Below are 24,243 nucleotides of genomic sequence, written 5' to 3'. Positions count from 1 at the left end.
CGCCGGCCCGCCCGCGGGGGGGGGCACCGCAGGCCGAGGCGCCGCCTGACGTTACCGTCGACAAGATCTGTGCGGGCACGCGCATTATTTCATCTGCCGGTTGTCTTGCCCGGCATAACATGGATGATGCTGCGGAAGGCAGATGAGCGCCGGTTGCGCTAGGCAAGGAGAGCGGGCGTGGGACTTCCTGTCAATGTCGGCCTGACCGGCGACGACTATATCGACGGCCTGCTGCAGGGCAGCAAATGGGCCGGGGATACGACGTATTCATTCAATAATGCCAATCCGTATGTCAGCTACGATTACATACATTCGGTTCACGTTAAATATCAATATATAATCGCAATCACTAATATAAAATTGCGGTACGTCGTAAAATATAATGAAGAATCTCCGCAATCTGGGGATGGAAATATTCGTGTCGGCAATGCGTGGAACGCTCCGCCATTCATGAGCTCTCCGGCCGATGGTGGGGATATTCTTTTCGATCCTGCATATAACCCCCAGATCGGAGATGTTGATTATCTCACCTATATGCAGGGCGTCGGCATTTCCCTGGGCCTGAAATATGCCAGCGACCTCGGCGGCGTGGCCAATATCGCCGTGCCGGCGGATATGGATTCGCTCGAATACACCGTGATGAGCCGGCGCTCCTATGAGGGCGGTCCTGTCGGCGCCTATACCGTCGAGAAGTACGGACATCCGCAATCCTATATGGCGCTGGACATTCTGGCGCTGCAGAGTCTCTATGGCGGTGCCGACTACAGCTACAATGATCGCAACACCAGCTATCGCTGGGATCCGGCGAAAGGGGACACCTTTGTCAACGGCTGGTCGTCGGGTGTGCCGGGGGGCACAAAGATCCTCCGCACCATCTGGGACGGCGGCGGCATCGATATTTACGACCTGTCGGCCTACAAGACGTCGGTGTCGATCGATCTCACGCCGGGCGGCCACAGCATGTTTTCGCAAGCGCAGCTCGCCCAGCTCGGCGACGGCGTCTATGCGCAGGGCAACATCTACAACGCCTTCCTGTTCGACAATAATCCGGCATCGTTGATCGAGAACGCGCTGGGCGGGTCGGGCAACGATACGCTGCGCGGCAACATCGCCGCCAATCTGCTGAATGGCGGCGTGGGCGCCGACATCATGACCGGCCTCGCCGGAAACGACAGCTACGTCGTCGACAATGTCGGCGACGTGGTGATCGAGGCCGGCGGCGAAGGCACCGATCTCGTCTATTCGCGGCTGGCTTCCTATGTGCTGCCGGCGAATGTCGAGAACGGCAGGACGGAGAACATTGCCGGGGTGTTCGACCTGCATGGCAATGCGCTGAACAATGTGCTGTTCGGCAACTATACCGACAACGCGCTCTATGGAAATGCCGGCAACGACACGCTCTATGGTGCCGGGGGCAACGATCACCTCGACGGTGGCGCCGGAGCGGACAAGATGATCGGCGACTATGGCGACGATACCTATATCGTCGACAGCCTGGCGGATATCGTCTTTGAAAAGCCGAGCAACGGTGTCGACACGCTGTGGACCTCGGTCAATCGCGGCCTCGACGCCGATTTCGAGAACATCGCGCTGTTCGGCACGGCGACCGATGCCGGCGGCAATGGCCTCGACAACATCGTCTCTGGCAATGCGCTGGCGAACAACCTCTATGGCGGCGCCGGCTCGGACAGCCTGTACGGCCATGTCGGCAGCGACCGGCTGTTCGGCGAGGAGGGCAACGACTACATGACCGGCGGCACCGGCCGGGACGCCTATTATGGCGGCGCGGGCTATGACTACGCCATCATCCAGAACGGCGGCGGGGTGGATTACTTCGTCGACTTCAAGGCGTCGGAAGACCGGGTGGTGTTCGAGAGCGCCATCTTCTCCTCGATCGGCGCGGCGATGAGCGCGGCGTTCCAGAACGGCACCGACGTGGTGATCTGGGACGGCAGCGACGGCGTCGTGCTGCAGAACACCAGGCTGGCCGACCTGACCACCAGCAACTTCCTGTTCGTATAGGCGCGCGAGGGGCGTGCCGGGCCGCCCGGAATGACGAGGATCTCATGGCGAGCGTTGTGACTGTCGATCCGACCGGCAATCCCTATATTGACGGGCTGCTGGGCGACACGAAATGGTCGGGCCCGGTCTCGTTCACCGTCGGCGACTGGTACGGCTCGAGCGACGATCCCGCCGTGCTCGATACCTCCCAGCAGCAGAGGCAGGTGATAAGGACCTTCCTGATCGCAAGGAGTTACTACACCAACGAGGATCACGTACAGCGATACGGCCATGTGACCGGGATCACCAATATAAGTCTGGTGGAGAAGTCCGTCGAAGGCGGGGACATCTTCATCTATAATTCGGCGGCGGCCAATCCCCTGGCGACCGGCTCGCCGCCCTCCGCGGATGGTGCCGAGGTGGTGTTCGGCACCGCCCTGGACGGCACGCCGCGCGACCTCGAAAACCCGCAGCTCGGCAATTACGCCTATCTGATCCATCTGCAGATGGTGGGCGCGGCGCTGGGGCTGAAGGTGGCGAGCGCGGCCGGCGGCGCCGGCGACACCGTGGTGCCTGCGGACCGGGACGCGCTGGAATATACGGTGATGAGCCACCGCTCCTATCCGGGCGGCCCCGCGAGCACCGACTACACCACCGGAACCTGGGACAACCCGCAGACCTACATGGCGCTCGACATATTGGCGCTGCAGACGCTCTACGGCGCGGATTACAGCTATTACGCCACCGACGACGTCTATACATGGGATCCCGCCAACGGCCAGATGTCGGTGAACGGCGAAGGCAAGGGCATACCGGGCGGCAACAAGGTCTTCATGACCATCTGGGACGGCGGCGGCGTCGATACTTACGACTTCTCGAACTATGGCAGCGCGGTATCGGTCGACCTGGCGCCGGGCGGGGCGAGCCTGTTCTCGGCGTCGCGGCGCGCCTCTCTCGGCGACGGCGTCTATGCGCGCGGCAACGTCTACAATGCCTATCTGTTCGAGGACAACCCGGCCTCGCTGATCGAGAACGCCATCGGCGGCACCGGCAACGACACGCTGCGCGGCAACATCGCCGACAATGTGCTGAACGGCGGCGCCGGCGCCGACACCATGACCGGGCTGGCCGGCAATGACGGCTATGTCGTCGATCATCTCGGCGACATCATCGTCGAGGCGGCGGGCGAGGGCACCGACATCGCCTATGTGCGGGTGAGCGGCTATGTGCTGCCGGCCAATGTCGAGCGGGCCAGGGTCGAGGAAGGCTTCGGCAATATCGAGGTGTGGGGCAATTCCGGCGCTAATCTCATGGGCGGCAATGCCGGCAACGACACCCTGCATGGCGGCGCCGGCGCCGACGAGCTCTACGGCAATGCCGGCAACGACCGGCTCGATGGCGGCACCGGGGCGGACGCCATGATCGGCGGCCTCGGCAACGACACCTATGTCGTCGACAGCCTTTCCGACGTCGTGTTCGAGAAGCCGGGCGAGGGCACCGATACGCTGTGGACCTCGGTCAATCGCGGGCTGGACGCCGATTTCGAGAACATCGTGCTGTTCGGCACCGCCACAGATGCCGGCGGTAACAGCAAGGCCAACATCGTCACCGGCAACGAACTCGGCAATAATCTCTATGGCGGCGGCGGCTCGGACAGCCTCTATGGCAAGAACGGCAATGACCGGCTGTTCGGCGAGGCGGGCAACGACTACATGACCGGCGGCCGCGGCACCGACGCCTATTACGGCGGTGCCGGCTACGACTACGCGATCATCGAGACGGGCGGCGGGGTCGACTATTTCGTCGACTGGAACGTGGCGCAGGACCGGGTGGCGTTCGACAGCGACATCTTCTCCTCGATCGGCGCGGTGCTGACGGCGGCGTTGCAGAGCGGCACCGACGTGGTGATCTGGGACGGGGCCGACGGCATCGTGCTGCAGAACGCCAAGCTGACGGAACTGACGACGAGCAATTTCATCTTCGTCTAGCAGGCATTCGACGCTCCGGCCGGCGCGGCGGCCGGTTCTGCGGCGCGTCGCGGGCGGGCAGGGCCGCGTTCGACTGCCGGACGCGGCCGTTTCACATCGGGTGATTTTAGCGAAACCTTCATGGCGACTGCTGTAGGCAGGACGAATCCGTCCACGCCGGCGGCACCTGGAGCCGATTCATGCATCTCGAGCGTCGCGTCCTCATCACCGGCGGAGCCGGCTTCCTGGGGTCGCATCTGGCGGAGCGCCTGCTGGGCGAGGGCTGCCAGGTTCTGTGCGTCGACAATTTCTTCACCGGCACCCGCCGCAACATCGAGCATCTCATCGGCCATTCCGGCTTCGAGCTGCTGCGGCACGACATCGCCCATCCGCTCTATGTCGAGGTGGACGAGATCTACAATCTCGCCTGCCCGGCCTCGCCGGTGCACTATCAGCGCGACCCGGTGCAGACGACCAAGACCAGCGTGCTGGGCGCCATCAACATGCTGGGGCTGGCCAAGCGGCTCAACGCCCGCATCCTGCAGGCGTCCACCAGCGAGGTCTATGGCGATCCCCATGTGCATCCGCAGGCGGAAGACTATTGGGGCAATGTGAATCCCATCGGTCCGCGTTCCTGCTATGATGAAGGCAAGCGCTGCGCAGAAACGCTGTTCTTCGACTACTGGCGCCAGCACGAATTGCAGGTCAAGGTTGCCCGTATTTTCAATACCTATGGCCCGCGAACCCATCCCAATGACGGGCGCGTGGTCTCGAGTTTCATCGTGCAGGCTTTGCTGAATCGGGATATTACGGTCCACGGGAGTGGGGAGCAGACGCGTTCTTTTTGCTATGTCGATGATATGATTGATGGTTTGATCAAGCTTATGGAAAGTCCAGCCGAGGTGACGGGGCCGATCAACCTCGGCAATCCCGCCGAGTTCACCATTTTGGAGCTCGCCCGCCTCGTCATCGAGCTCGTCGGATCGCGGTCCCGGATCGTGCACCGGCCGCTGCCGGAAGACGATCCGCGCCAGCGCCGGCCGCAGGTGGACCGGGCGCGCGAACAGCTTGGCTGGCAGGCAACGGTACCGTTGCGCGAGGGCGTGAAGCGGACGATTCCCTATTTCGAATCGCTCGTTTCGCAAGGATTGGTGCAGCGTGTTATCGCTGTTTGAGCGAACGCGGGGATGGTCGCGGTGACAGCGGAACGAATTCTGGTCGTCGGCGGTGCCGGCTATATCGGTGCTCATACCTGCAAGGCGCTTGCGCTGGCGGGCTTCCTGCCGGTGACCTATGACAACCTCTCCACCGGCCATCGCGACTTCGTGCGCTGGGGGCCGCTGGTGGAGGGCGATATCCGGGACGCCGCCGCGGTGGCCGCCGCGGTGCGCACCCATGGGGCGGTCGCCGCCATCCATTTCGCCGGCTCGGCCTATGTCGGCGAATCCATGGTCAACCCGGCCAAATATTACGAGAACAACGTCGTCGGCTCGCTGTCGCTGCTCAACGGGTTGCGGGCCGCCGGCTGCGACAAGCTGGTGTTCTCCTCGACCTGCGCCGTCTACGGCCAGCCCGAGCACATGCCGATCGACGAGAGCGTGCCGACCGTGCCGGTCAATCCCTATGGCCAGAGCAAGCGCATGGTCGAGCACATGCTGGCGGATTTCGGCATGGCCTATGGCCTGAAATCGGTGGTGCTGCGCTATTTCAACGCCTGCGGCGCCGATCTCGCCGGCGAGCTCGGCGAACTACGCGACCCCGAGACCCACATCATCCCGCGCGCCCTGATGACGCTGCAGGGCTATATCGACGACTTCGCCGTGTTCGGCTCCGACTTCCCGACCCCGGACGGCACCGCGGTGCGCGACTACATCCATGTCGTGGACCTGGCCGACGCCCATGTGCTGGCGCTGCAGCGGCTGCTGCGCGGCGAGACCGGCGGCACCTTCAATCTCGGCACCGGCGAGGGCTATTCGATCCGGCAGGTGCTGGGGGTGATCGAGGACGTGACCGGCCTGCGGCTGCCCGAGGTGGTCGGCGGCCGGCGGGCGGGCGATCCGGCCATATTGGTGGCCAATGCGACGCGCGCCCGCGACGAGCTCGGCTTCGAGACCCGGCATTCGGGCCTCCGGCAGATCATCGAGACCGCCTGGCGGTGGCATCTTCGCGCGCATCCCCGGCGCAACGCGCCGGTCGGCGCCGTTGCGGCGGAGGTGGTGGCCGCCGACGTGGTGGCCGCCGATGCCGTCGGCCGTCGCGCGAGCCGGTGATGGACGCGCTTTCGGGAGAGACGGCCATGCCGGACACCTCCGGGCCCGCCCGGGACGCCTCGCCGCTGCCGCCGCTCGCGAGCCGGCGCGAGCCGCGGCAGACCTGGGTGAACCTGCTCGCCCTGCATCTCGACGCCCGCCGCAACTGGCGGGAACTGAGCGAGACGGCCGGCGGCGACGCGGGCCTCAACGAGGTCGACGTCTTCCTCGCCGGCGTGATCGCCCGGCTTGCCGGCGCCCGCAGGGTGGCGGTCGGGGAGGCCGAGCTGGCGCGCCGGCTCGAACATTGCCGCGTCGATCCCGCCATCTCCTTCGTCGAGGCGGCGGACGAGACGCCGGCCGGTGACGAGGTGCGGCTCTATCCGGCCGCGGCGATGGAACGGGCCGGCCGGGCGGCGCTCGGCGCTGCCGGGGCGGTGGTGCTGGTCCATGGCGTCGGGCGCGACTGGCAGGGCCTGGAGGGCGCCGCCGTCGGGGGCGTGCATGGCCGGCCGCTGGCGGGCCTGTCGCCGGCGCTGTGGAAATCCTCGCTGCTCCTGCTCGCCGCCGACGAGCGGCGCGCCGACCGCGACCGCCTGCTGGCGCAGCTGTCGACGCTCCTGGCCGACCGCGCCATCGACCCGTTCTTCCTGCTCGACCAGATCCAGGAACTGCGCGCCGCCGCCCGTCGCCCGCAGGCGGCGCCCGACGACGCCGAGGCGCTGAAGGCGCGGATTGCCGAGCTGGAGCACGAGGTCGCCAGCCTGCGCCGCTATGCGACGCTGCAGCAGGAGAGCATCCGGCATCTCGGCGGCGCCGCGGATCTGCCCTGATGAGCGACGGCATGCTCCCCGTCATCGCGCCTTTCGGCATCAACTGGTTCTATGAGAGCCAGGCGGAGAACCTGGCGCAGGACCTGACGGCCTTCGGCCTGCCGGCGGCGGCGCTGGCGTCCGCCGACGTCGCGGCGCTGCGCGCGCGGGCCGGCGACACGGTGCTGATCGTCAACTATTCCGAATGCCTGATCGCGGCGGAACGCGCCGGCCGGCGCGCCGAGCTCAACGCGGCGCTGGAGCGGTTCGAGCACCGGATCCTCGTCAATTACGACACCGTCTATTCGCACTGGTTCGGCAACCAGTTCCCGCATGATGCCGCTCCTGTCACCGCCGTGGTGGACCTGACCATGGTGCGGCAGGTGGAGGTGCCCTTCATCCGCGGGGTGCCCTATGCCTGGGCGCCGGAGGCGTTTTCCGCCCGCGAGCGCGCCTCGCTCGGGCGCTGGCAGGCCGGCCGCCCGCTGCCATGGGCCATGCTCGGCCATGCCACCGCCGACCGGGCCGCCTTCCTCTCCGCCGCCATGGAGACGCTGGGCGGCGACGGCTTCGCCTTCCTGCCGCCGCACCGCCCCTATGAGCGGCGATCCGGCCTGGAGGCGGCGGAGATCGCCCGCGTGCTCGCGCGCGCCGACCTCTATCTGTGGAGCAGCCACCACAGCTTCCCCTATCACGAGGGTTTCCGGGCGCTGCACGCGGTGGCGGCCGGGGCCGTGCCGGCCAAGGTCGATCCGCTGAACGCGGCGCATTTCGCGCATGTGCCCTGGGTCTACCCGCATCTGCAGGCGGTGCGGGAAGCGAAGGAGCGGTTCGGGCTCGCGGCGCTGTATCAGGCGGCGTTCGACTTCATCGAGCGGCACGGCCGGCTGGCGGCCAATGTCGCCCGGGCCATCGCCCCCTGGTGCCCGGCGGCGCGCCAGCTCGCCGGGGCGGAGCGGGGCGCGGAGGTCGCGCCATGATGGACGGGCGCAATCCTGACGGCGTGTCGATCTGCATTCCCAACTGGAACCACCGCAACTATCTCGGCCGGTCGATCGGCAGCGCCTTGCGCGCCGCCGAGAACCTGCGCGCCCGCGGAATCGGCTGCCAGGTGATCGTGGTGGACGATTTTTCCCGCGACGGCTCGCAGCGCCTGCTGGCGTCGCTGGCGCTGGCGGACCGGCTCGGCGTGCTCGACCCGATCCTCGCCACCGGCAATGAGGGGCTGGCGGCGACCCGCAATCTCGCCATGCGCCATGCGCGCTACCGGCATGTCTGCTTCATGGACGCCGACAACGAGCTGGTGCCGGAAAACCTGCATCATTTCTGGCGGGCGGCGCGGGACACCGGCGCGGCGATCACCTACGGCAATCTGGTGATGCATAACGGGCAGCGCTCGATCGGGCTGCTGTCGAACGACTTCGTCGACGAGCGCATCCTGGACATGAACTATATCGATGCGTTCTCGCTGGTCGATGCCGACCAGATCGAGGATCTCGGCGGCTATTACGGCAAGCACGCCGCGGCGCATGAGGATTGGGAGCTGCTGCTGCACCTGTGCGCGGAAGACCGGCTGCTGGTCTTCGTGCCGATGGTGCTGGGCTATTATCACGTCGCGCCGCTGTCGATGATCCAGACCACCCAGTTCGACCACTCGAAGATGCGGCGCGTCTATGCCCAGCGCAAGAGCGGGCTGCCGCTCGGCTTCGACGGGCGGCGCATCTACCATCCCGACATAGGCTGGCTGTAGCGCCGGCGTGACGGGAAGGGTGGCCGGCGGGAAAAACCGCATGCCGGCCCGGCATCGAAATTGACCTTCGGTGCCGGGTGGCGCATTGATCCCCAGCAACCCAAATCGCCGTTCATGCCGCATCCGCAGTCTTCCGAACCCCGCCGCAACCGCCTGCGCGGACTTGCCCGAACCGCCGCGACGCTGGCGCTGGCCCTGGCCGGCGGCGGGCTGTTCGCCTTTCTCGGCATGCCCGCCGGCTGGCTGTCGGGGGCGCTGGTCGCCTGCGCCGTCGCCTCGCTGGCCGGGGCGCCGGTCGGGATCGGCCGCCGGCTGCGCGACGTCACCTTCGTGCTGCTCGGCACCTCCATGGGCTCGGCGGTGTCGCCGGATACGCTGCGCGGCATCGCCAGCTGGCCGGCCACCATGGCGATCCTGATGATCTCGCTGCCGGCGATGATGCTGGCGGTCGGGCTCTATCTGGAGAAGGTCGCCAAATGGGACCGGCGCAGCGCCTTCTTCGCCGCCGCGCCGGGGGCGCTGTCCGCCGTGCTGATCATGGCGGAGACCTCGGGCGCCGACGTGCGGCGCGTGGTGTTCGGCCAGTCGCTGCGGCTGTTCGTGCTGGTGGCGCTGCTGCCGGCGGCGATGGGCGGGCTCGGGCACCAGCCCGCCGGGACGCTGCCGATCAACCCGGTGGCGCCGGATCTCTACAATCTCCTGCTGTCGCTCGGCGCCGGGGCGCTCGGCGGCTTCCTGTTCGAGCGGGTACGCTTTCCCGGCGGCGCCATGGTCGGCGCCATGCTGACCAGCGGCGTGCTGCACGGGGCCGGCCTCGTGGAGGGCCGGCTGCCCGATCTGCTGCTGATCGTCTGCTTCGTGATCCTCGGCGCCAATTCCGGCGCGCGCTTCGCCGGCACCTCGATGGCGACGCTGCGGCGCTTCTTCATCGACGGGCTGGTGGCCCTGACGGTGGCGGTGAGCGTCGCCTTCCTGTTCGCCCTCGCGGCGGCCTGGATCGCCGGCGAGCCGCTGCCCAAGGTGTTCCTCGCCTATGTGCCCGGCGCGCTGGAGGCGATGACCATCATGGCCTTCGTGCTGGGCGTCGATCCGGCCTTCGTCGCCGCCCACCATCTGGCGCGCTTCGTCGGGCTGTCGCTGGCGCTGCCGCTGGTCGTGCGCTTCGTGTTCGGCCCGGCGGCGGTGCCCAAGCCCGGCACCTCCGATCCCGATGCCGATCCGAAGGACTGACCCGCCCGGCCGGCGCGGGTGGCCGGCTCCCTGCTTCCGGCCTATTCGGCCGCTTCCGCCTGCGTGACGAAGCGCAGGCCGAGCCGTGTCCACACATCCACCATCGCCGCGGTGAGCGCCTCGACGAGGGCGTCGTCGTGCCGCGGGCCGGGGGTGATGCGCAGCCGCTCGGTGCCGCGGGGCACGGTGGGATAGTTGATCGGCTGGATGTAGATGCCGTGCTCGGCGAGCAGCAGGTCGCTCGCGGCCTTGCACAGCTCGGCATCGCCCACCATCACCGGCACGATGTGGGTGTCGGTGACGACGAGCGGCAGGCCGGCGGCCTCGAAGGCGTTCTTCACCTTGGCGACCTGCTCCTGCTGGCGGTCGCGCTCGACGCTCGACGCCTTGAGATGGCGCACCGAGGCGGCGGCCGCGGCGGCGACCGCCGGCGGCAGGGCGGTGGTGAAGATGAAGCCCGGCGCATAGGAGCGCACGGCGTCGATCACCGCCCGCTTGCCCGTGATGTAGCCGCCGACCACGCCGAAGGCCTTGCCCAGCGTGCCCTCGATGACGTCGACCCGGTGCATCACCCCGTCGCGCTCGGCGAGGCCGGCGCCGCGCGGGCCGTACATGCCGACCGCGTGCACCTCGTCGAGATAGGTCATGGCGCCGTATTTCTCGGCGAGATCGCAGATGGCGCCGATCGGCGCCACGTCGCCATCCATCGAATAGACGCTCTCGAACACCACCAGCTTCGGCCGGTCGCCGGCGCCCGCGAGCAGCTGCTCCAGATGGGCGAGGTCGTTGTGGCGGAACACCGCCTTGTCGCGCCCGGCATGGCGCACGCCCTCGATCATCGAATTGTGGTTGAGCGCGTCGGAAAGGATCAGGCAGTCCGGGATCAGCCGGGCGAGGGTCGAGATGCCGGTCTCGTTGGAGATGTAGCCGGAGGTGAAGACGAGGCCGGCCTCCTTGCCGTGAAGGTCGGCGAGCTCGCGCTCCAGTTCGACGATGGCGTGGCTGTTGCCGGAAATGTTGCGGGTGCCGCCGGCGCCGGCGCCGACCGTGCGGGCGGAGGCGCACATCGCCTCGACGACGCTCTCATGGCATCCCATGCCCAGATAATCGTTCGAGCACCAGATGACGATCTCGCGGGCGCCCTTCGGCGAATGCCAGGTGGCGCGCGGGAAGCGGGCGACGTCGCGCTCGATCTCCGCGAAGGTGCGGTAGCGCCGCTCGCTCTTCAACGTCTCGACGGCGGCTTCGAAGATCCGGGTATAATCCATCAATGCATCCACTCTGCTTCGCCGGGCAGGCGTGGCCGTCATGCCGGCGGCCGCCCGCCCCGACGGGCGTCGCGGGCAAGATGAACTTTGGATCGGTTCCGATCAACCGGACAAAACGCCCATACGGCCCCCAGACGCGTGGCATTGCGACACGCCGATGTCACGACTGCGCGAGCGGAACGGCCTGTCGCGGCTTAGATCTCCGTCAGCTTGCGCACTTGCGCCAGCGGCAGCGCGCGCGTGGCCGCGCCGTCGAAATAGACGAAGCGCAGCTGCTGGCGGCGCGACACCATGGCTTTCGGCAAGGGATCGTAGCGGAAGCTGCCGCCGCCCAGATGCGGCATCACCGCGCCGACATCGGTGGCGGCATGGCTTTCCACCCGCAGCAGGCTGAGGCGCGTGCCGTCCTCGGCGCGGGCGTCGAAGGGCACGCGGGCGAGGCGCAGGAAGCTGGTGGGATCCGAGGCGCTCGCGAAGCCCTCGACGAAGGCCTGCTCGACGAGGTCGAGATCGGGCTCGTCGTGATGGTGATCCTCCGGCGGCGGGGCATCGGGCAAATGCGGGGTCTGCCACTGGGCGACGCGGGCCGGGCCGTGGCCGTGATTGTGCCCGGCGTGGGAGTGGCTGTGGGCATGGGCGTGGGCATGGCCGTGAGTGTGGCTTCCCGCGCCGTGGTCGTGAGGATGATCGTGGTCGTGTCCGCGATGCATTGGAAAACGTCCCTATTCGTTCTGTCACGGCTCAGGTACAGGATCGGTCATGGCCGGGCTTGACCCGGCCATCCACGTCTTGCGCCGGTGTGCTTCGCTGAAGTCGTGGATGCCCGGGCCGAGCCCGGGCATGACGGCGCACTGTTTGAAGAGCGACGAACCGCCTCAGAAATTCACCGGCTTGTCGATGATGTGCCTGTGGGCGCCCATCTTGCCGTGCGCCACCATCGAGCCGAGCGCCTCGACGACGACGCGCAGCCCGAACAGGGCGGTGATGTCGGAGGTGTCGTAGGGCGGCGAGACCTCCACCACCTCCAGCCCGCACAGGCCCTCGGCGGCGACGAGGCCGAGGATCTTCAGGGCCTCGCGCGGCAGGAAGCCGCCCGGCTCCGGCCAGCCGGTGCCCGGCACGAAGCCGCAGTCGATGCTGTCGACGTCGAAGGAGATGTACACCGCGTCGGCGTCCTTCCAGGCGAGCTCCAGCGCGATCTCGGCGGCCTTCTCCAGCCCGATCTTCTCGATGTCGTCGATGGTCAGCACGTTGGTGCCGCGCTTCCTCGCCTCCTGCACGCCGTAGCGCGGCACCTGCCAGCCGCCGATGCCGAGCTGGACGAGGTTCTTCGGCGAGACGTTGGGCAGGTTGGTCGCCCAGTACCACGGCGTGGTGTGCATCCGCTCGTCGAGATCCTTCTCCTGGATGTCGATGTGGCGGTCGAAATGGATGATGCCGATGCGCTTGGAGGTGCATTCGGCGATGCCGCGCACGCAGGGAAAGCCGATCGAATGGTCGCCGCCCAGCATGATCGGCAGCGCGCCGGAGGAGAAGACGTGGCTGACGCCGCGCGAGATCTGGTCGAAGCTCTTTTCCAGATTGGCGGGAATGGTGAACACGTCGCCGACGTCGCACAGCGTCATCTGCTCGCGCAGGTCGACGCCGAGCTCGTAATTGTAGGGCGTGTAGAGCGCGGAGATCCGGCGGATGCCCTGCGGCCCGAAGCGGGTGCCGGGGCGATAGGTGGTGCCGCTGTCGAACGGAATGCCCATGACGGCGGCGTCATATTTGCCGACGTCGCGGACATTCTCGACATAGGGCGCCTTGAGGAAGGTGTTGATGCCGGCGAAATGCGGCAGCTCGCCGCGCGCGAAGGTCGGGATCGACTTGTCGGTGATGCTGTCGGCGCCGGGCAGGCCCATGTCGAGCGCCCATTGCTGTTCCTTGCGCCAGCCGGCCTCGGAGAGGCCTTCCTCGGCCTCCAGCGCCTTCCAGCCCTGCATTCCCTTGATCTCGAAATTGGGATGGTGGCGGCGCTTGCGGGCGGGGGCCGGGGCGAGGCCGGCGAAACGGGTCGAACGGGTGGGATGGGAACGCATCAGGTTCTCTCCTTGCGATCAGTCCTTGCGACCGGTCCTTGGAGAGCCCTCGGGATGAGCCGGAGGGTCACGCCGCGAACCGCTCGCGCGAGCCTCCCGGGCTTTTATCCCGCCGTGGACCCGGCGCATGTGGTGGAGCGAACCTCCGGGAGGAAGCTCCGGCCGCCGGGTTGTCCCTCTCGGACCAGACGCATCGCCGATGCCGGAACCCTAGGGACAGTGCCGAAAATAAACGGGCTCCCGATGGATCGGAAGCCCGGAATAGCGGCACCTGCGTGCCGGAACGCCGAAAATTTCGGCGGCGACGCGAAGTGGCGCGCGCGTCAGATCACGCCGGACAGCAGGCCGAGGCCGGCCACCGCCACCACCGCGCCCAGCGCCTGGGTGAGGCGCGGCGCGCGGGTCTCGCCGAGCTTGCCGAGTGCAAGGCCGATGCCGATGCCGGCGAGGTGCAGCACCGTCGTGGCGGCCAGGAAGCCGGCGGCATAGGCGAGGCCGGACGCGTCGGTGGGCATCTCCGTGCCATGGGCATGGCCGTGGAACACCGCGAAGAAACCGACCAGCGCCATGGCGGCGCCGAGCGGCGCGTTCTTCCAGCCCAGCGCGACCACGAGGCCGAGCGCCACGATGGAGCCGACGATGCCGAGCTCGACGAAGGGCAGGTCGACGCCCCACATGCCGAGCGCGCCGCCGGCGGCCATCAGCGCCACGAAGGTGGCCGGCACCGCCCAGATGGCGCGGCCGCCGAGCTGGGCGGCGAAGATGCCGACCGCCACCATGGCGAGCACATGGTCGAGCCCGCCGATCGGATGCAGGAAGCCGTGCACGAGGCCGGCTGCCTCGCCATGGCCGGGATGGGCGAAGGCGAGGGCGGGGACGAGCGCGAAGCCGGCGGCGAGCGCAGCACGGGCGGTGTGGCGGCGGAGACGTGTGGAGACGGCATTCGACATGACAGGCCCCGTTGGACAGGCAGGCCGCCTTCGGGGATTCCCGGCGCGGGAGAGGCCCGGTGCGTACGTCTGCATATGACGATTTGACTGAATCAGCATACGCCGGGGTGGAGGTGGGTCAATCCGGTTTTCGCATCTGCGAAGAGGTTTTCACCGGGAGTGAACGAGGTGGGAGCGAGGGCGGGGAAGGGCCTGCGTCCTTCGAGGCCCGGCTGCGCCGGACACCTCTGGATGAGGATGGGCCGAGTGGAGGTCGAACCTTCTCATGCCGGGGAGTTGGGGCGAGCCGGGATGGCTGTTCGAGCAAAGCATCGAGGAGTGGCCGGGATACCTCCTCCTGCCGAGGAACAGGGCGGAGCCCTGCGTCTCGAAGCACGCACGCGGTTTCCACTGACCCCGCACGCGCCTCAGTCGTCCCGATGCGCGTGCGGCTCCTCCCCGGCCGGCACCAGATGCAACTGCCCGTAGCGGACGCCGCGCTGGGTGACGACGGCGTCGGCGAGTTGCTTCACCTCGCCGGCCGGCCCGCGCAGCACCGAGACCTCGAGGCAGGTGCCGTGATCGAGATGGACATGCAGCGCCGCCACCGTGAGGTCGTGATGGCCGTGCTGTACCTGAGCGAGGCGGCGGGCGAGCTCGCGCTTCTCGTGCTCATAGACATAGCTGAGCGTGGCGACGCAGGGCGCGGTGTCCGCCGCCGGGGCGGCGTCGGTGCCGAGGAGGGCGGTGCGCAGGGCGTCGCGGATCGCCTCGGAACGGTTGCCGTAGCCGTGCCGCGCGGCATGGGCGTCGAGGGCGGCGAGCAGCGCGTCGTCGATGGTCACGGTCACGCGCTGCATGCTGCCTCGCTCTGGAGCCTTATTTGGTGCCGAAGATTCGGTCGCCGGCGTCGCCGATGCCGGGCACGATATAGCCGTGGTCGTTGAGGTGGCTGTCAACCGCCGCGGTGTAGACGGGCACGTCGGGATGCGCGTCGTGGAACACCTTCAGCCCTTCCGGCGCCGCGATGAGGCAGACGAACTTGATCGACTGGCAGCCGGCCGCCTTCACCTGGTCGACCGCCGCCGCCGCCGAATTGCCGGTGGCCAGCATCGGGTCGAGCACGATGGCGGTGCGCTCGGAAATGTCGCGCGGCAGCTTGAGATAATATTCCACCGCCTGCAGCGACACCGGGTCGCGGTAGAGGCCGACATGGCCGACGCGGGCGGCCGGCAGGATCTCCAGCATGCCTTCCAGGATGCCGCCGCCGGCGCGCAGCACCGAGACGAGGCAGAGCTTCTTTCCCGACAGGATCGGCGCCTGCATGGTGGTAAGCGGCGTCTCGATCTCGATCATCTCCAGCGGCATGTCGCGCGTCACCTCATAGGCGAGCAGCATGCTGATCTCGCGCAGCAGCAGCCGGAACTCGTTGGCCGGCGTGCGCGAGCGGCGCATCAGCGTGAGCTTGTGCTGGATCAGCGGGTGATCGACCACGACGGTGGAGGCCGGGGCGGTGACGGTGGCGGTGTCGGGCATGGCCATGGGATGCTCGCTGAAGGCTGGATGAAACGCGACGCAGAGTTCCACAAGCTAGCGGAAACGCGAAGGACGATACATTCGGCGATACAAATTTCGGACCAGTCCGTCCGAAATTTTTCGCGGTTCGGCGCCGCCCCTCTTGCAGAACGTCACATATCGCGCTCACATTCAGTGCTTCCCGAGGACCGGCCGCCAAGGCCGGGCGAGAAGCGAGCCCATCATGTCCGTCACCACCGGTTCCGGCGGTCGTTCCCGCAATCACATCGTCCTCACCTCCCACGGCGCCCCGACCGGCGTGTCGGGAACCGCGCCCGCGCTCGACTGGGGCGCGCCGACCGCGGCCCAGCGCGGCCCGGTGGTGGCGACCCTCACCGATCCGAAGCGACGCAACGCCATCGGCACCCATGGCGGCGGCTATTCGGTGTATCGCGCGCTCGCCATCGCCGCCGGGGCGCTGCCGGCCGACTTCAAGGCCGACCTCACCAATACCGCGCCGTCGGATCTCATCGGCCCGCATCCGCAATGGGCCGACCCGGCGAAGATCGTCTCCATCGATCCCTATGGCCACATGATCGGCGAGGCGTTCGGCGATCTGATCGCCCAGGGGCTCGACGTGCGCCCCACCATCGCAGTGACCCGCGCCCATATCGACATGCCGGAGATCCGCGACGCCATCCGCGCCGGGCGCCTGAGGATCGACGGCGACATCATCGGCCCCAAGGGCGATGTGCGCGTCACCAAGGCGGCGATCGACCCGGTGTGGTACCTGCCCGGCATCGCCCAGCGCTTTGGCATGGGCGAGGGGCAGCTGCGGCGGGCGCTGTTCGAATATACCGGCGGCATGTTCCCCGAACTGGTGACGCGCGGCGACCTGAAGGTGTTCCTGCCGCCCATCGGCGGCATGACGCTCTACATGTTCGGCGACCCGTCGAAGATCGGCGACGGCGTCACCCCCATCGCCTGCCGCGTGCATGACGAGTGCAACGGCTCCGACGTGTTCTCCTCCGACATCTGCACCTGCCGGCCCTATCTCGCGCATGGAATCGAATTGTGCGTGGAGATGGCGCAGAAGGGCGGCACCGGCCTCGTGGTCTACAACCGCAAGGAGGGCCGGGCGCTCGGCGAGGTGACGAAGTTCCTCGTCTACAACGCCCGCAAGCGGCAGGAGGGCGGCGACCGGCCGGACGCCTATTTCAAGCGGACCGAATGCGTCGCCGGCGTGCAGGACATGCGCTTCCAGGAGCTGATGCCGGACGTGTTCCACTGGCTGGGCATTACGAAGATCGACCGCTTCGCCTCGATGAGCGACATGAAGTTCAACGCGCTCGACCGCGCCGGCATCGAGGTGGTCGAGCGGGTGCCGATCCCCGACGAGCTGATCCCGCCGGATGCGCGCGTCGAGATGGAAGCCAAGGTCTCGGCCGGCTATTACGGTGCCGGCTTCCAGAGCCAGTATGATGCGACGCAGGGGCGGGGGTTGAAGGACTAGCCGCGGCCCCTGTCATCCGCGCCCGGCGCCTGCGTGCGTCGGGCGTTTTCCTGAACAGCAGAGGCGGGCATGGCCGGCGACGACGAAGACTATGTGTATGACGAGGCGACCGGCGAGTGGCGGCCGGCCTCCGAGGTGAAGGCCGAGGCGGCGCTGGCGAGCGCGGTGCGCGACGCCGCCGGCAACATCCTCGCCGACGGGGACTCGGTGGTGCTGGTCAAGGACCTGAAGGTGAAGGGCGCCGGCCAGACGCTGAAGCAGGGCACGGTGATCCGTTCGATCCGCCTCACCGACAATCCCGAGGAGATCGACTGCCGCCACGACAGCATCAAGGGCCTGGTGCTGCGCACGGAATTCGTGCGCAAGCGCTGAGGACCGCCGGCCCGGAAGGCGGCGAGCGCCGCCTTCCCGTCATTCGAACAAGGACGCCGCATGATCCCGCCCGAACTCGCCGCCCTGCGCTCCCCCCATGCCGTGCGCGCCCGCAGCCACAGCGTGCTCGACCATGTGCAGGCGGGGAACTCGCCGTATTTCACCCTCGACGAGGGCGCGCTCGACACGGTGGCGGACTATGTGGCGGAGGTGACGCGCCGCGCCTATCCCACGCTCGACATTCCCTATCACAGCCGCTGGCGGCATTTCGATGCCGGCGGCGTGGCCCGCTGGGAGGCCTTGGCCGCACGGCTCGAGGCCGATCCGCTGGAGACGGCGCGGATCATGGTCGACCTCGCGGTGGCGAGCGTGCTGCTCGACGCCGGGGCGGGCGACGCCTGGCGCTACCATGAGGCGGCCACCGGGCTGACGGTGACGCGCTCGGAAGGGCTGGGGGTCGCCAGCCTGCGCATGTTCGAGGCGGGGGCGTTCTCCTCCGATCCGTCGGTGCCGTTGCGCGTCGACGCGCAGGCGCTCATCGGTCTCGACGCCACGACGCTGGCCCGGCATTTCCAGGTGGGGCCCGACAACCCGCTGGTGGGGCTCGAGGGGCGGGTGGCGCTGCTCAACCGGCTCGGCGCGGCGATGGCCGCTCGCCCGGACCTGTTCGGCGACGGTGCGACGCGGCCGGGCGGGCTGATCGACGCGCTGCTGCCGCAGGCGCGGCTCGGCCGGCTGCCGGCGGCCCGCATCCTGGAGGCGCTGCTCGACGGGCTGTCCTCGATCTGGCCGGCGGGGCTGGTGGTCGACGGCGTGGTGCTGGGCGATGTCGGCCGGCATCCGGCGATCGTGGTACCCGACCGCTCGGCCGGGCTGGTGCCGTTCCACAAGCTGTCGCAGTGGCTGACCTACTCGCTGCTGGAGCCCTTCGAGGCGGCCGGCGTGGCGGTGGTCGACCTCGACGACCTCACGGCGCTGCCGGAATACCGCAATGGCGGCCTTCTGGTGGATCTCGGGCTGATCGTGCCGCGCGCGCCCGTCGACCCGGCGCAGAAGCATCCGGTGGATTCGGAGATGATCGTCGAGTGGCGGGCGCTCACCGTGGCGCTGATGGACCGGCTCGCCGACCGGGTGCGCGAGCGGCTGGGGCTGGATGCGGCGGCGTTTCCGCTGGCCAAGCTGCTGCAGGGCGGGACATGGACGGCGGGCCGGCAGATCGCGGCGCAGAAGCGCCCGGGCGGCCCGCCCCCCATCGCCATCGATGCCGATGGCACGGTGTTCTAGGCCCTGAAGACGCACATGCCCGGGACGAGCCCGGGCATGACGCTGTTGCGGGAGGGGCGCCTCAGTCGACCTGGGCGCCCGACGCCTTCACGATCGGCGCCCATTTGGCGAGCTCGGCCTTCACATGCGCGCCGAGCTCCTCGGGCGTCGAGCCGACGACGGTGGCGCTGAAATCGGCGAGGCGGGCCTGCACCTTCGGGTCGGCGAGCGACTTGTTGGCGGCGGCGTTCAGCTTGGCGACCACTTCCGGCGGCGTGCCGGCCGGGGCGAACAGCGCGTTCCACGTATAGGTCTCGTAGCCCGGTATGGTCTCGGCGATGGCCGGGATATCCGGGAAGGACGGGGCGCGCTTGGCGGTGGTGACGCCCAGCGCCCGCAGCTTGCCGCTCTTGATGTGGCCGGCCGAGGAGGGGAGGTTGTCGAACATGATCGGCACCTGGTTGGCCAGCACGTCGTTCAGCGCCGGCCCGGCGCCCTGATAGGGGATGTGCTGCATCTGCACCCCGGCCAGGCTCTTGAACAGCTCGCCGGAAAGATGCAGCGGCGTGCCGTTGCCGGAGGAGGCGTAGCTGTACTTGTCGGGGTTCTTCTTGAGCAGCTCGACGAGTTCCGGCACGGTCTTCGCCGGGAAGTCCGGGTTCACCACCAGCACGTTCGGCACCACCACCAGCAGCGAGATGGGCGCGAAGCTCTTTTCCGCGTCGTAGGGAATCTTCTTGTACAGCGCCGGGTTGAGGGCGTGGGTAGCGACGGTGCCCATGAGGATGGTGTAGCCGTCCGGGTTGGCCTTCGCCACCTGCGCCGCGCCGAGATTGCCGCCGGCCCCGCCCTTGTTCTCCACCACCACCGGCTGGCCGAGCTCGGCGCTCATGCGCTCGGCGACCAGACGGCCGACGAGATCGGTGGAGCCGCCCGCCGGGAAGGGAATGACGAGGGTGACGGGGCGCTCGGGAAAGCCCTGGGCGCCGGCGGGACCGGCGGCGAGCGCGAAGGTCGCGGCGCCGGCGGCGGCGAGGAGCGCGCGGAACGTGGCGCCGAGGGCGGCGCGGGGCGGAAGGCGGAACATGGCGGATCTCCCATGGGGACGGATGGCGGCATCTTGTGAGAGTGCCCTTGCGCCACGTTCCCCGATTTGGCGGCCGGGCTCAACGGTTGCTCGGGCAAGTTCGACCAATGGACGGCGAGTTTTCTTCGATTGTATTCGATCCGTGGAAAAATCGTATCCTATCTAGGCAAGCGTGGCCCGGGATGCCCAAAAGCTGGGCGCCGGCCCGGCGGCTCCTTTTCCCCGCCGCGCCTGCCCGGCGCCGAAACCGGCGCCCGCCCATCCCTGCGGCAACTGGCACAGGCCTTGCGATGCCCGGATCCGACGAGCGGAGAGGGTGGCAGGCCAGATGAGCAAGGGCGCCGACATCGAGCTGATCCGGGTGACCAAGCGCTACGGGCTGGCGCTGGCGGTCGACGCGGTGACGCTGAAGATCCCCGCCGGCACCTATTGCTGCCTGCTCGGCCCTTCCGGCTGCGGCAAGACCACCACGCTGCGCATGATCGCCGGGCATGAAAGCATCACCGAAGGCGACATCCGCCTCGGCCCGGCGGTGGTGACGGACCTGCCGCCGGCCCGGCGCGGCACGGCGATGATGTTCCAGAGCTATGCGCTGTTCCCGCATCTCGACAGCGTCGACAATGTCGCCTTCTCGCTGAAGATGCGGGGCATCGACAAGGCCACGCGCCGCGGCAGGGCGCTGGAAATGCTGAAGCTGGTGCAACTCGACCACCTTGCCGAGCGGCGGCCGGCGCAGCTCTCCGGGGGGCAGCAGCAGCGGGTGGCGCTGGCGCGCGCGCTGATCACCGACCCGCAGGCGCTGCTGCTCGACGAGCCGCTCTCGGCCCTCGATCCCTTCCTCAAGATCAAGGTGCGGCAGGAGCTGAAGAAGCTGCAATTGCAGCTCGGCATCTCCTTCATCCACGTCACCCACAGCCAGGAGGAGGCGATGGCGCTCTCCGACCTGGTGGTGGTGATGAATGGCGGGCGCATCGAGCAGGCGGCGACGCCGCGCGAGGTGTTCAACCGGCCGGCCACCGCCTTCGTCGCCCGCTTCATGGGCGACCACAACGTCATCGCCGGCCGGGTCGCCGGGCGGGCGGGGGACGGCTTCACCTTCGAGGTGCCGGGCGGCGCCACCTTCAAGGCGCCGGACGAGGAAGGATTGGAGGCCGGCGCGCCGGTGGAGATCGCGGTGCGCACCGACCGCATCCGCATCGGCGAGCCGTCGACGCCCGGCTGCGGCCTGACCGGACTGGTGCAGAACATCGAATATCACGGCCAGAAGGTGCAGGTGGCGCTGGCCGCGCCCGGGGTCGACGACTTCGCGGTTCAGGTGCCGGAATCCGCCTTCTTCGCCAGGCCGCTCTCCATCGGCGACGCGGTGCCGCTCGCCTGGACGCCGGACGACATCCACCTCCTCAAGCCTTCGCCTTCCGCCTGACGCCGACACGACAGACGCCGACACCAAGACGCCGACACGAAGACGCCGACACGAAGACATGGCCGTGGCGCGAGATCCCGGCCAAACGACATCTCGGGAGACAGACATGACGAAGAAGACCAACTCGAAGGGCGTGAGCCGCCGCCAGCTGCTCAAGGGCGCGGCCGCGGCCGGCGGCCTCGCCGCCGGTGCCGGCGTCGTCACCGGCTTTCCCACCATCTGGGCGCAGAACCCGATCACGCTGCGCCAGTTCGGCACCGGCGTCTCGAACCTCAACGCCATCGCCGAGAAGTGCAAGGCCGACCTCGGCATCACCCTGCAGATGACCGCGCTCGATTCCGACGCGGTGTCGCAGCGCGTGGTGACGCAGGCGAACAGCTTCGACATCGCCGACATCGAATACTGGATCTGCAAGAAGGTGTTCCCGGCCGGCACGCTGCAGCCGATGGACGTCACCAAGATCAAGTATTACGACCAGATCGTGCCGATCTTCACCACCGGCAAGCTGACGCCGGAATCGAAGATCGCCCAGGGCACGGCGCCGAACACGGTGGGCTTCGTCGAGGGACCGGACTCCAAGGTGTTTGCCAAGGCGCCCACCCAGTGGATGACGCTGATCCCCACCATCTACAACGCCGACACGCTGGGCATCCGCCCCGACCTCGTCGGCCGGCCGATCAAGAACTGGAAGGACATCCTCGACCCGGCCTTCAAGGGCAAGACCTCGATCATCAACATCCCGTCCATCGGCATCATGGACGCGGCGATGATCTGCGAGAGCGCCGGCATCATGACCTATGGCGACAAGGGCAACATGACCAAGGCGGAGATCGACGGCACCGTCGATTTCCTGATCAAGACCAAGAAGGCCGGCCAGTTCCGCGCCTTCTGGAAGACCTTCGACGAGAGCGTGAACCTGATGGCCTCCGGCGAGGTGGTGATCCAGTCCATGTGGTCGCCGGCGGTGGCGGCGGTGCGCTCCAAGGGCATCCCCTGCGTCTACCAGCCGCTGGAGGAAGGCTATCGCGCCTGGGGCGGCGGCCTCGGCATCGCCAAGCATCTCAAGGGCGCGCAGCTCGACGCCGCCTATGAATACATCAACTGGTACCTGTCCGGCTGGGTCGGCGCCTATCTCAACCGCCAGGGCTACTATTCCGCGGTGCTCTCCACCGCCGAGAAGAACATGACCCCGGACGAATGGGCGTTCTGGATGCTCGGCCAGCCGGCCAAGGCCGACATCCTCTCGCCGGAGGGCAAGGTGATGTACACGGCGGGCGCGGTGCGCGACGGCGGCTCCTTCAAGGAGCGCATGGGCGCGGTCGCCTGCTGGAACTCGGTGATGGACGAGGACCGCTACATGGTCCGCCGCTGGAACGAGTTCATCGCCGCGTGAGGAAGGGCGCCTGCCGAGGCAACGCCTCCTTCTCCCTCTCCCCGTGGGGGGAGAGGGGTGGGGTGAGGGGGGGCGAGCGTCAGCGTGCTTCGAGGCTCGCTGTCGCTCGCACCTCAGCATGAGGAGCGGAAGAACGGGAAAGTCCGCCCCTTCCTTCTTCCGATCCCTGCCCGGGCATCCTGGTCCTCCGAGCCTGACCGAAGGAGCCCCTCATCCTGAGCTGCGAACGCAGCGAGCCTCGAAGGATCCGGGCACCGTGCCGCTGTCTCTGCCCGCCAATGCCGTGCCGTTGCTTCGAACCGGAACGCCCGCATGACGCTTTCACGCTTCGCGCCCTATCTCCAGGCGACGCCGCTGACGCTGATCCTGGCGGCGTTCCTGGTGCTGCCCATCGCCACCATCGTGATGGTGAGCTTCTGGGACTATGATTCCATCCAGATCTTCCCGGCCTTCGTCTTCACCAATTACGAGGAGACGATCACCTCGCCGGTGACGTGGAACACCTATCTCAACACGTTCAAATACACGGCGATCGTCTGGGCGGCGACGCTGTTCGTCGGCTTCTGGGTGGCCTATTACCTTGCCTTCCACATCCGCTCGACGACGACGCAGATGGTGCTGTTCCTCGTCTGCACCGTGCCGTTCCTGACCTCGAACATCATCCGCATGATCTCCTGGATCCCGTTCCTCGGCCGCAACGGGCTCCTGAACCAGACGCTGATGCAGATGGGGCTGATCGACCAGCCGCTGGAGTTCCTGCTGTTCTCGGATTTCGCGGTGGTGCTCGCCATGGTGCACCTCTACACGCTGTTCATGGTGACGCCGATCTTCAACACGCTGATGCGCATCGACCGGGCGCTGATCGAGGCGGCGCGGGATGCCGGCGCCAATGGCTGGCAGATCCTCACCAACGTCATCATCCCGCTGGCCAAGCCCGGCATCGCCATCGGTTCGATCTTCGTGGTGACGTTGGTGATGGGGGACTTCATCACCGTGCGCTTCATGTCCGGCGGCCAGTCCGCCTCGGTGGGGCTGATGATGGCGAACCAGATCGCGCTGCTGCAATACCCGGCGGCGGCGGCGAATGCGGTGATCCTCCTGATCATCGTGCTGCTGCTGGTCGGCGGCATATTGCGCATCGTCAACATCCGCAAGGAGCTGTGAGATGCGGGCGGGGCGGGTGTGCGAGGCGAGCCTCCCTCGAGGCCCGGCCGCTGGCCGGGCACCTCGGAGCCTGAGCGGACATTCTGTGCGCAGCGTCATCCCCGGGCTTGTCCCGGGGATCCACGCCTTGGCTTCCGCCTGTACCCGGCCGGAAGACGTGGATGGCCGGGACAAGCCCGGCCATGACGGCGCACCTCTTCATCCTCGGAGGACGTGCCGGTCAGGC

The 24,243-nt window shown here is 67.9% G+C and carries 21 protein-coding genes and 1 riboswitch; of the genes, 14 read left to right on the top strand and 7 right to left on the bottom strand.

The window, feature by feature from the left end:
* Positions 1-450 precede the first annotated feature (450 nt).
* The 8 genes from KHC19_RS03915 to KHC19_RS03880 all read left to right on the top strand — a co-directional run bounded on the left by KHC19_RS03915 (position 451) and on the right by KHC19_RS03880 (position 10,009).
* Positions 451-2,022, top strand: coding sequence for a protease (locus tag KHC19_RS03915; RefSeq protein ID WP_213350722.1), 1,572 nt, complete (start codon positions 451-453; stop codon positions 2,020-2,022).
* 44 nt (positions 2,023-2,066) lie between these two features.
* Entirely contained in the window at positions 2,067-3,989 is a 1,923-nt protein-coding gene (locus KHC19_RS03910; RefSeq protein WP_213350720.1) for a M10 family metallopeptidase C-terminal domain-containing protein, read from the top strand.
* A 179-nt stretch (positions 3,990-4,168) separates the two neighbouring features.
* Entirely contained in the window at positions 4,169-5,143 is a 975-nt protein-coding gene (locus KHC19_RS03905) for a UDP-glucuronic acid decarboxylase family protein (protein WP_213350719.1), read from the top strand.
* Between the two features lie 21 nt (positions 5,144-5,164).
* Positions 5,165-6,238, top strand: coding sequence for a UDP-glucose 4-epimerase GalE (gene galE, locus KHC19_RS03900; RefSeq protein ID WP_378296130.1), 1,074 nt, complete (start codon positions 5,165-5,167; stop codon positions 6,236-6,238).
* 26 nt (positions 6,239-6,264) lie between these two features.
* The gene (locus KHC19_RS03895) at positions 6,265-7,050 is read left to right on the top strand and encodes a hypothetical protein (protein ID WP_213350717.1); all 786 of its coding nucleotides are present in this window, start codon (positions 6,265-6,267) and stop codon (positions 7,048-7,050) included.
* Complete coding sequence (locus tag KHC19_RS03890; protein WP_213350715.1) at positions 7,050-8,009, top strand: hypothetical protein; 960 nt, start codon at positions 7,050-7,052, stop codon at positions 8,007-8,009. Before KHC19_RS03895 ends, KHC19_RS03890 begins: the two co-directional genes overlap by 1 nt.
* Positions 8,006-8,779: a glycosyltransferase family 2 protein gene (locus KHC19_RS03885; RefSeq protein WP_213350713.1), complete on the top strand. Its 774-nt coding sequence runs from the start codon at positions 8,006-8,008 to the stop codon at positions 8,777-8,779. Before KHC19_RS03890 ends, KHC19_RS03885 begins: the two co-directional genes overlap by 4 nt.
* Positions 8,780-8,893: 114 nt before the next feature.
* Positions 8,894-10,009 carry an AbrB family transcriptional regulator gene (locus tag KHC19_RS03880; RefSeq protein WP_213350711.1) on the top strand — a complete coding sequence of 372 codons (1,116 nt, stop codon included), beginning with the start codon at positions 8,894-8,896 and terminating at the stop codon, positions 10,007-10,009.
* A 41-nt stretch (positions 10,010-10,050) separates the two neighbouring features.
* Here the strand turns inward: KHC19_RS03880 and hemA are convergent, their stop codons facing one another.
* From hemA to upp, 6 genes are all read right to left on the bottom strand, one after another.
* Positions 10,051-11,277, bottom strand: a complete 1,227-nt coding sequence (gene hemA, locus KHC19_RS03875) for a 5-aminolevulinate synthase (RefSeq protein WP_213350709.1) — start codon at positions 11,275-11,277, stop codon at positions 10,051-10,053.
* A gap of 194 nt (positions 11,278-11,471) precedes the next feature.
* Complete coding sequence (locus tag KHC19_RS03870) at positions 11,472-11,987, bottom strand: hypothetical protein (RefSeq protein ID WP_213350708.1); 516 nt, start codon at positions 11,985-11,987, stop codon at positions 11,472-11,474.
* Positions 11,988-12,152: 165 nt separating this feature from the next.
* Positions 12,153-13,358: an agmatinase family protein gene (locus KHC19_RS03865; RefSeq protein ID WP_213350706.1), complete on the bottom strand. Its 1,206-nt coding sequence runs from the start codon at positions 13,356-13,358 to the stop codon at positions 12,153-12,155.
* Positions 13,359-13,449: 91 nt separating this feature from the next.
* Positions 13,450-13,583: riboswitch (guanidine-I (ykkC/yxkD leader) on the bottom strand.
* Between the two features lie 98 nt (positions 13,584-13,681).
* Positions 13,682-14,308 (bottom strand): HupE/UreJ family protein, encoded by a 627-nt coding sequence (locus tag KHC19_RS03860; RefSeq protein WP_213350704.1) that lies wholly within the window; start codon positions 14,306-14,308, stop codon positions 13,682-13,684.
* Between the two features lie 407 nt (positions 14,309-14,715).
* On the bottom strand, positions 14,716-15,147 hold the full coding sequence (gene nikR / locus KHC19_RS03855; RefSeq protein ID WP_213350702.1) for a nickel-responsive transcriptional regulator NikR: 432 nt from the start codon (positions 15,145-15,147) through the stop codon (positions 14,716-14,718).
* Positions 15,148-15,166: 19 nt separating this feature from the next.
* Positions 15,167-15,829, bottom strand: coding sequence for a uracil phosphoribosyltransferase (upp, locus tag KHC19_RS03850; protein ID WP_213350700.1), 663 nt, complete (start codon positions 15,827-15,829; stop codon positions 15,167-15,169).
* A gap of 217 nt (positions 15,830-16,046) precedes the next feature.
* Between upp and KHC19_RS03845 the strand changes: the two genes are divergently transcribed.
* The 3 genes from KHC19_RS03845 (at position 16,047) to KHC19_RS03835 (ending at position 18,971) form a co-directional block, all read left to right on the top strand.
* Positions 16,047-17,315, top strand: a complete 1,269-nt coding sequence (locus KHC19_RS03845) for a GTP cyclohydrolase II (RefSeq protein ID WP_213350698.1) — start codon at positions 16,047-16,049, stop codon at positions 17,313-17,315.
* Positions 17,316-17,384: 69 nt separating this feature from the next.
* Entirely contained in the window at positions 17,385-17,687 is a 303-nt protein-coding gene (locus tag KHC19_RS03840; protein WP_213350696.1) for an alkylphosphonate utilization protein, read from the top strand.
* 60 nt (positions 17,688-17,747) lie between these two features.
* Positions 17,748-18,971, top strand: a complete 1,224-nt coding sequence (locus KHC19_RS03835; RefSeq protein ID WP_213350694.1) for a URC4/urg3 family protein — start codon at positions 17,748-17,750, stop codon at positions 18,969-18,971.
* A gap of 61 nt (positions 18,972-19,032) precedes the next feature.
* Here KHC19_RS03835 and KHC19_RS03830 read toward each other — a convergent pair whose 3' ends face one another.
* On the bottom strand, positions 19,033-20,037 hold the full coding sequence (locus KHC19_RS03830; protein ID WP_213350693.1) for a Bug family tripartite tricarboxylate transporter substrate binding protein: 1,005 nt from the start codon (positions 20,035-20,037) through the stop codon (positions 19,033-19,035).
* A gap of 328 nt (positions 20,038-20,365) precedes the next feature.
* Between KHC19_RS03830 and KHC19_RS03825 the strand changes: the two genes are divergently transcribed.
* The 3 genes from KHC19_RS03825 (at position 20,366) to KHC19_RS03815 (ending at position 24,017) form a co-directional block, all read left to right on the top strand.
* A complete protein-coding gene (locus KHC19_RS03825; protein WP_213350692.1) occupies positions 20,366-21,460 on the top strand; it encodes an ABC transporter ATP-binding protein in 1,095 nt (364 codons plus the stop codon).
* A 106-nt stretch (positions 21,461-21,566) separates the two neighbouring features.
* The gene (locus KHC19_RS03820) at positions 21,567-22,853 is read left to right on the top strand and encodes an ABC transporter substrate-binding protein (protein WP_213350690.1); all 1,287 of its coding nucleotides are present in this window, start codon (positions 21,567-21,569) and stop codon (positions 22,851-22,853) included.
* A gap of 312 nt (positions 22,854-23,165) precedes the next feature.
* Positions 23,166-24,017 (top strand): ABC transporter permease, encoded by an 852-nt coding sequence (locus KHC19_RS03815; RefSeq protein ID WP_213350689.1) that lies wholly within the window; start codon positions 23,166-23,168, stop codon positions 24,015-24,017.
* Positions 24,018-24,243: the final 226 nt, after the last annotated feature.

The organism is Ancylobacter oerskovii, from assembly GCF_018390555.1.
Taxonomy (GTDB): domain Bacteria; phylum Pseudomonadota; class Alphaproteobacteria; order Rhizobiales; family Xanthobacteraceae; genus Ancylobacter; species Ancylobacter oerskovii.
This window is presented reverse-complemented; position numbering and strand designations above follow the sequence as displayed.

Bases quoted from the DNA above. Each gene is read 5' to 3' on its own strand.
- KHC19_RS03915 (WP_213350722.1), top strand. From the start codon at position 451: ATGAGCTCTCCGGCCGATGGTGGGGATATTCTTTTCGATCCTGCATAT.
- KHC19_RS03910 (WP_213350720.1), top strand. From the start codon at position 2,067: ATGGCGAGCGTTGTGACTGTCGATCCGACCGGCAATCCCTATATTGAC.
- KHC19_RS03905 (WP_213350719.1), top strand. From the start codon at position 4,169: ATGCATCTCGAGCGTCGCGTCCTCATCACCGGCGGAGCCGGCTTCCTG.
- KHC19_RS03895 (WP_213350717.1), top strand. From the start codon at position 6,265: ATGCCGGACACCTCCGGGCCCGCCCGGGACGCCTCGCCGCTGCCGCCG.
- KHC19_RS03890 (WP_213350715.1), top strand. From the start codon at position 7,050: ATGAGCGACGGCATGCTCCCCGTCATCGCGCCTTTCGGCATCAACTGG.
- KHC19_RS03885 (WP_213350713.1), top strand. From the start codon at position 8,006: ATGATGGACGGGCGCAATCCTGACGGCGTGTCGATCTGCATTCCCAAC.
- KHC19_RS03880 (WP_213350711.1), top strand. From the start codon at position 8,894: ATGCCGCATCCGCAGTCTTCCGAACCCCGCCGCAACCGCCTGCGCGGA.
- hemA (WP_213350709.1), bottom strand. From the start codon at position 11,277: ATGGATTATACCCGGATCTTCGAAGCCGCCGTCGAGACGTTGAAGAGC.
- KHC19_RS03870 (WP_213350708.1), bottom strand. From the start codon at position 11,987: ATGCATCGCGGACACGACCACGATCATCCTCACGACCACGGCGCGGGA.
- KHC19_RS03865 (WP_213350706.1), bottom strand. From the start codon at position 13,358: ATGCGTTCCCATCCCACCCGTTCGACCCGTTTCGCCGGCCTCGCCCCG.
- KHC19_RS03860 (WP_213350704.1), bottom strand. From the start codon at position 14,308: ATGTCGAATGCCGTCTCCACACGTCTCCGCCGCCACACCGCCCGTGCT.
- nikR (WP_213350702.1), bottom strand. From the start codon at position 15,147: ATGCAGCGCGTGACCGTGACCATCGACGACGCGCTGCTCGCCGCCCTC.
- upp (WP_213350700.1), bottom strand. From the start codon at position 15,829: ATGGCCATGCCCGACACCGCCACCGTCACCGCCCCGGCCTCCACCGTC.
- KHC19_RS03845 (WP_213350698.1), top strand. From the start codon at position 16,047: ATGTCCGTCACCACCGGTTCCGGCGGTCGTTCCCGCAATCACATCGTC.
- KHC19_RS03840 (WP_213350696.1), top strand. From the start codon at position 17,385: ATGGCCGGCGACGACGAAGACTATGTGTATGACGAGGCGACCGGCGAG.
- KHC19_RS03835 (WP_213350694.1), top strand. From the start codon at position 17,748: ATGATCCCGCCCGAACTCGCCGCCCTGCGCTCCCCCCATGCCGTGCGC.
- KHC19_RS03830 (WP_213350693.1), bottom strand. From the start codon at position 20,037: ATGTTCCGCCTTCCGCCCCGCGCCGCCCTCGGCGCCACGTTCCGCGCG.
- KHC19_RS03825 (WP_213350692.1), top strand. From the start codon at position 20,366: ATGAGCAAGGGCGCCGACATCGAGCTGATCCGGGTGACCAAGCGCTAC.
- KHC19_RS03820 (WP_213350690.1), top strand. From the start codon at position 21,567: ATGACGAAGAAGACCAACTCGAAGGGCGTGAGCCGCCGCCAGCTGCTC.
- KHC19_RS03815 (WP_213350689.1), top strand. From the start codon at position 23,166: ATGACGCTTTCACGCTTCGCGCCCTATCTCCAGGCGACGCCGCTGACG.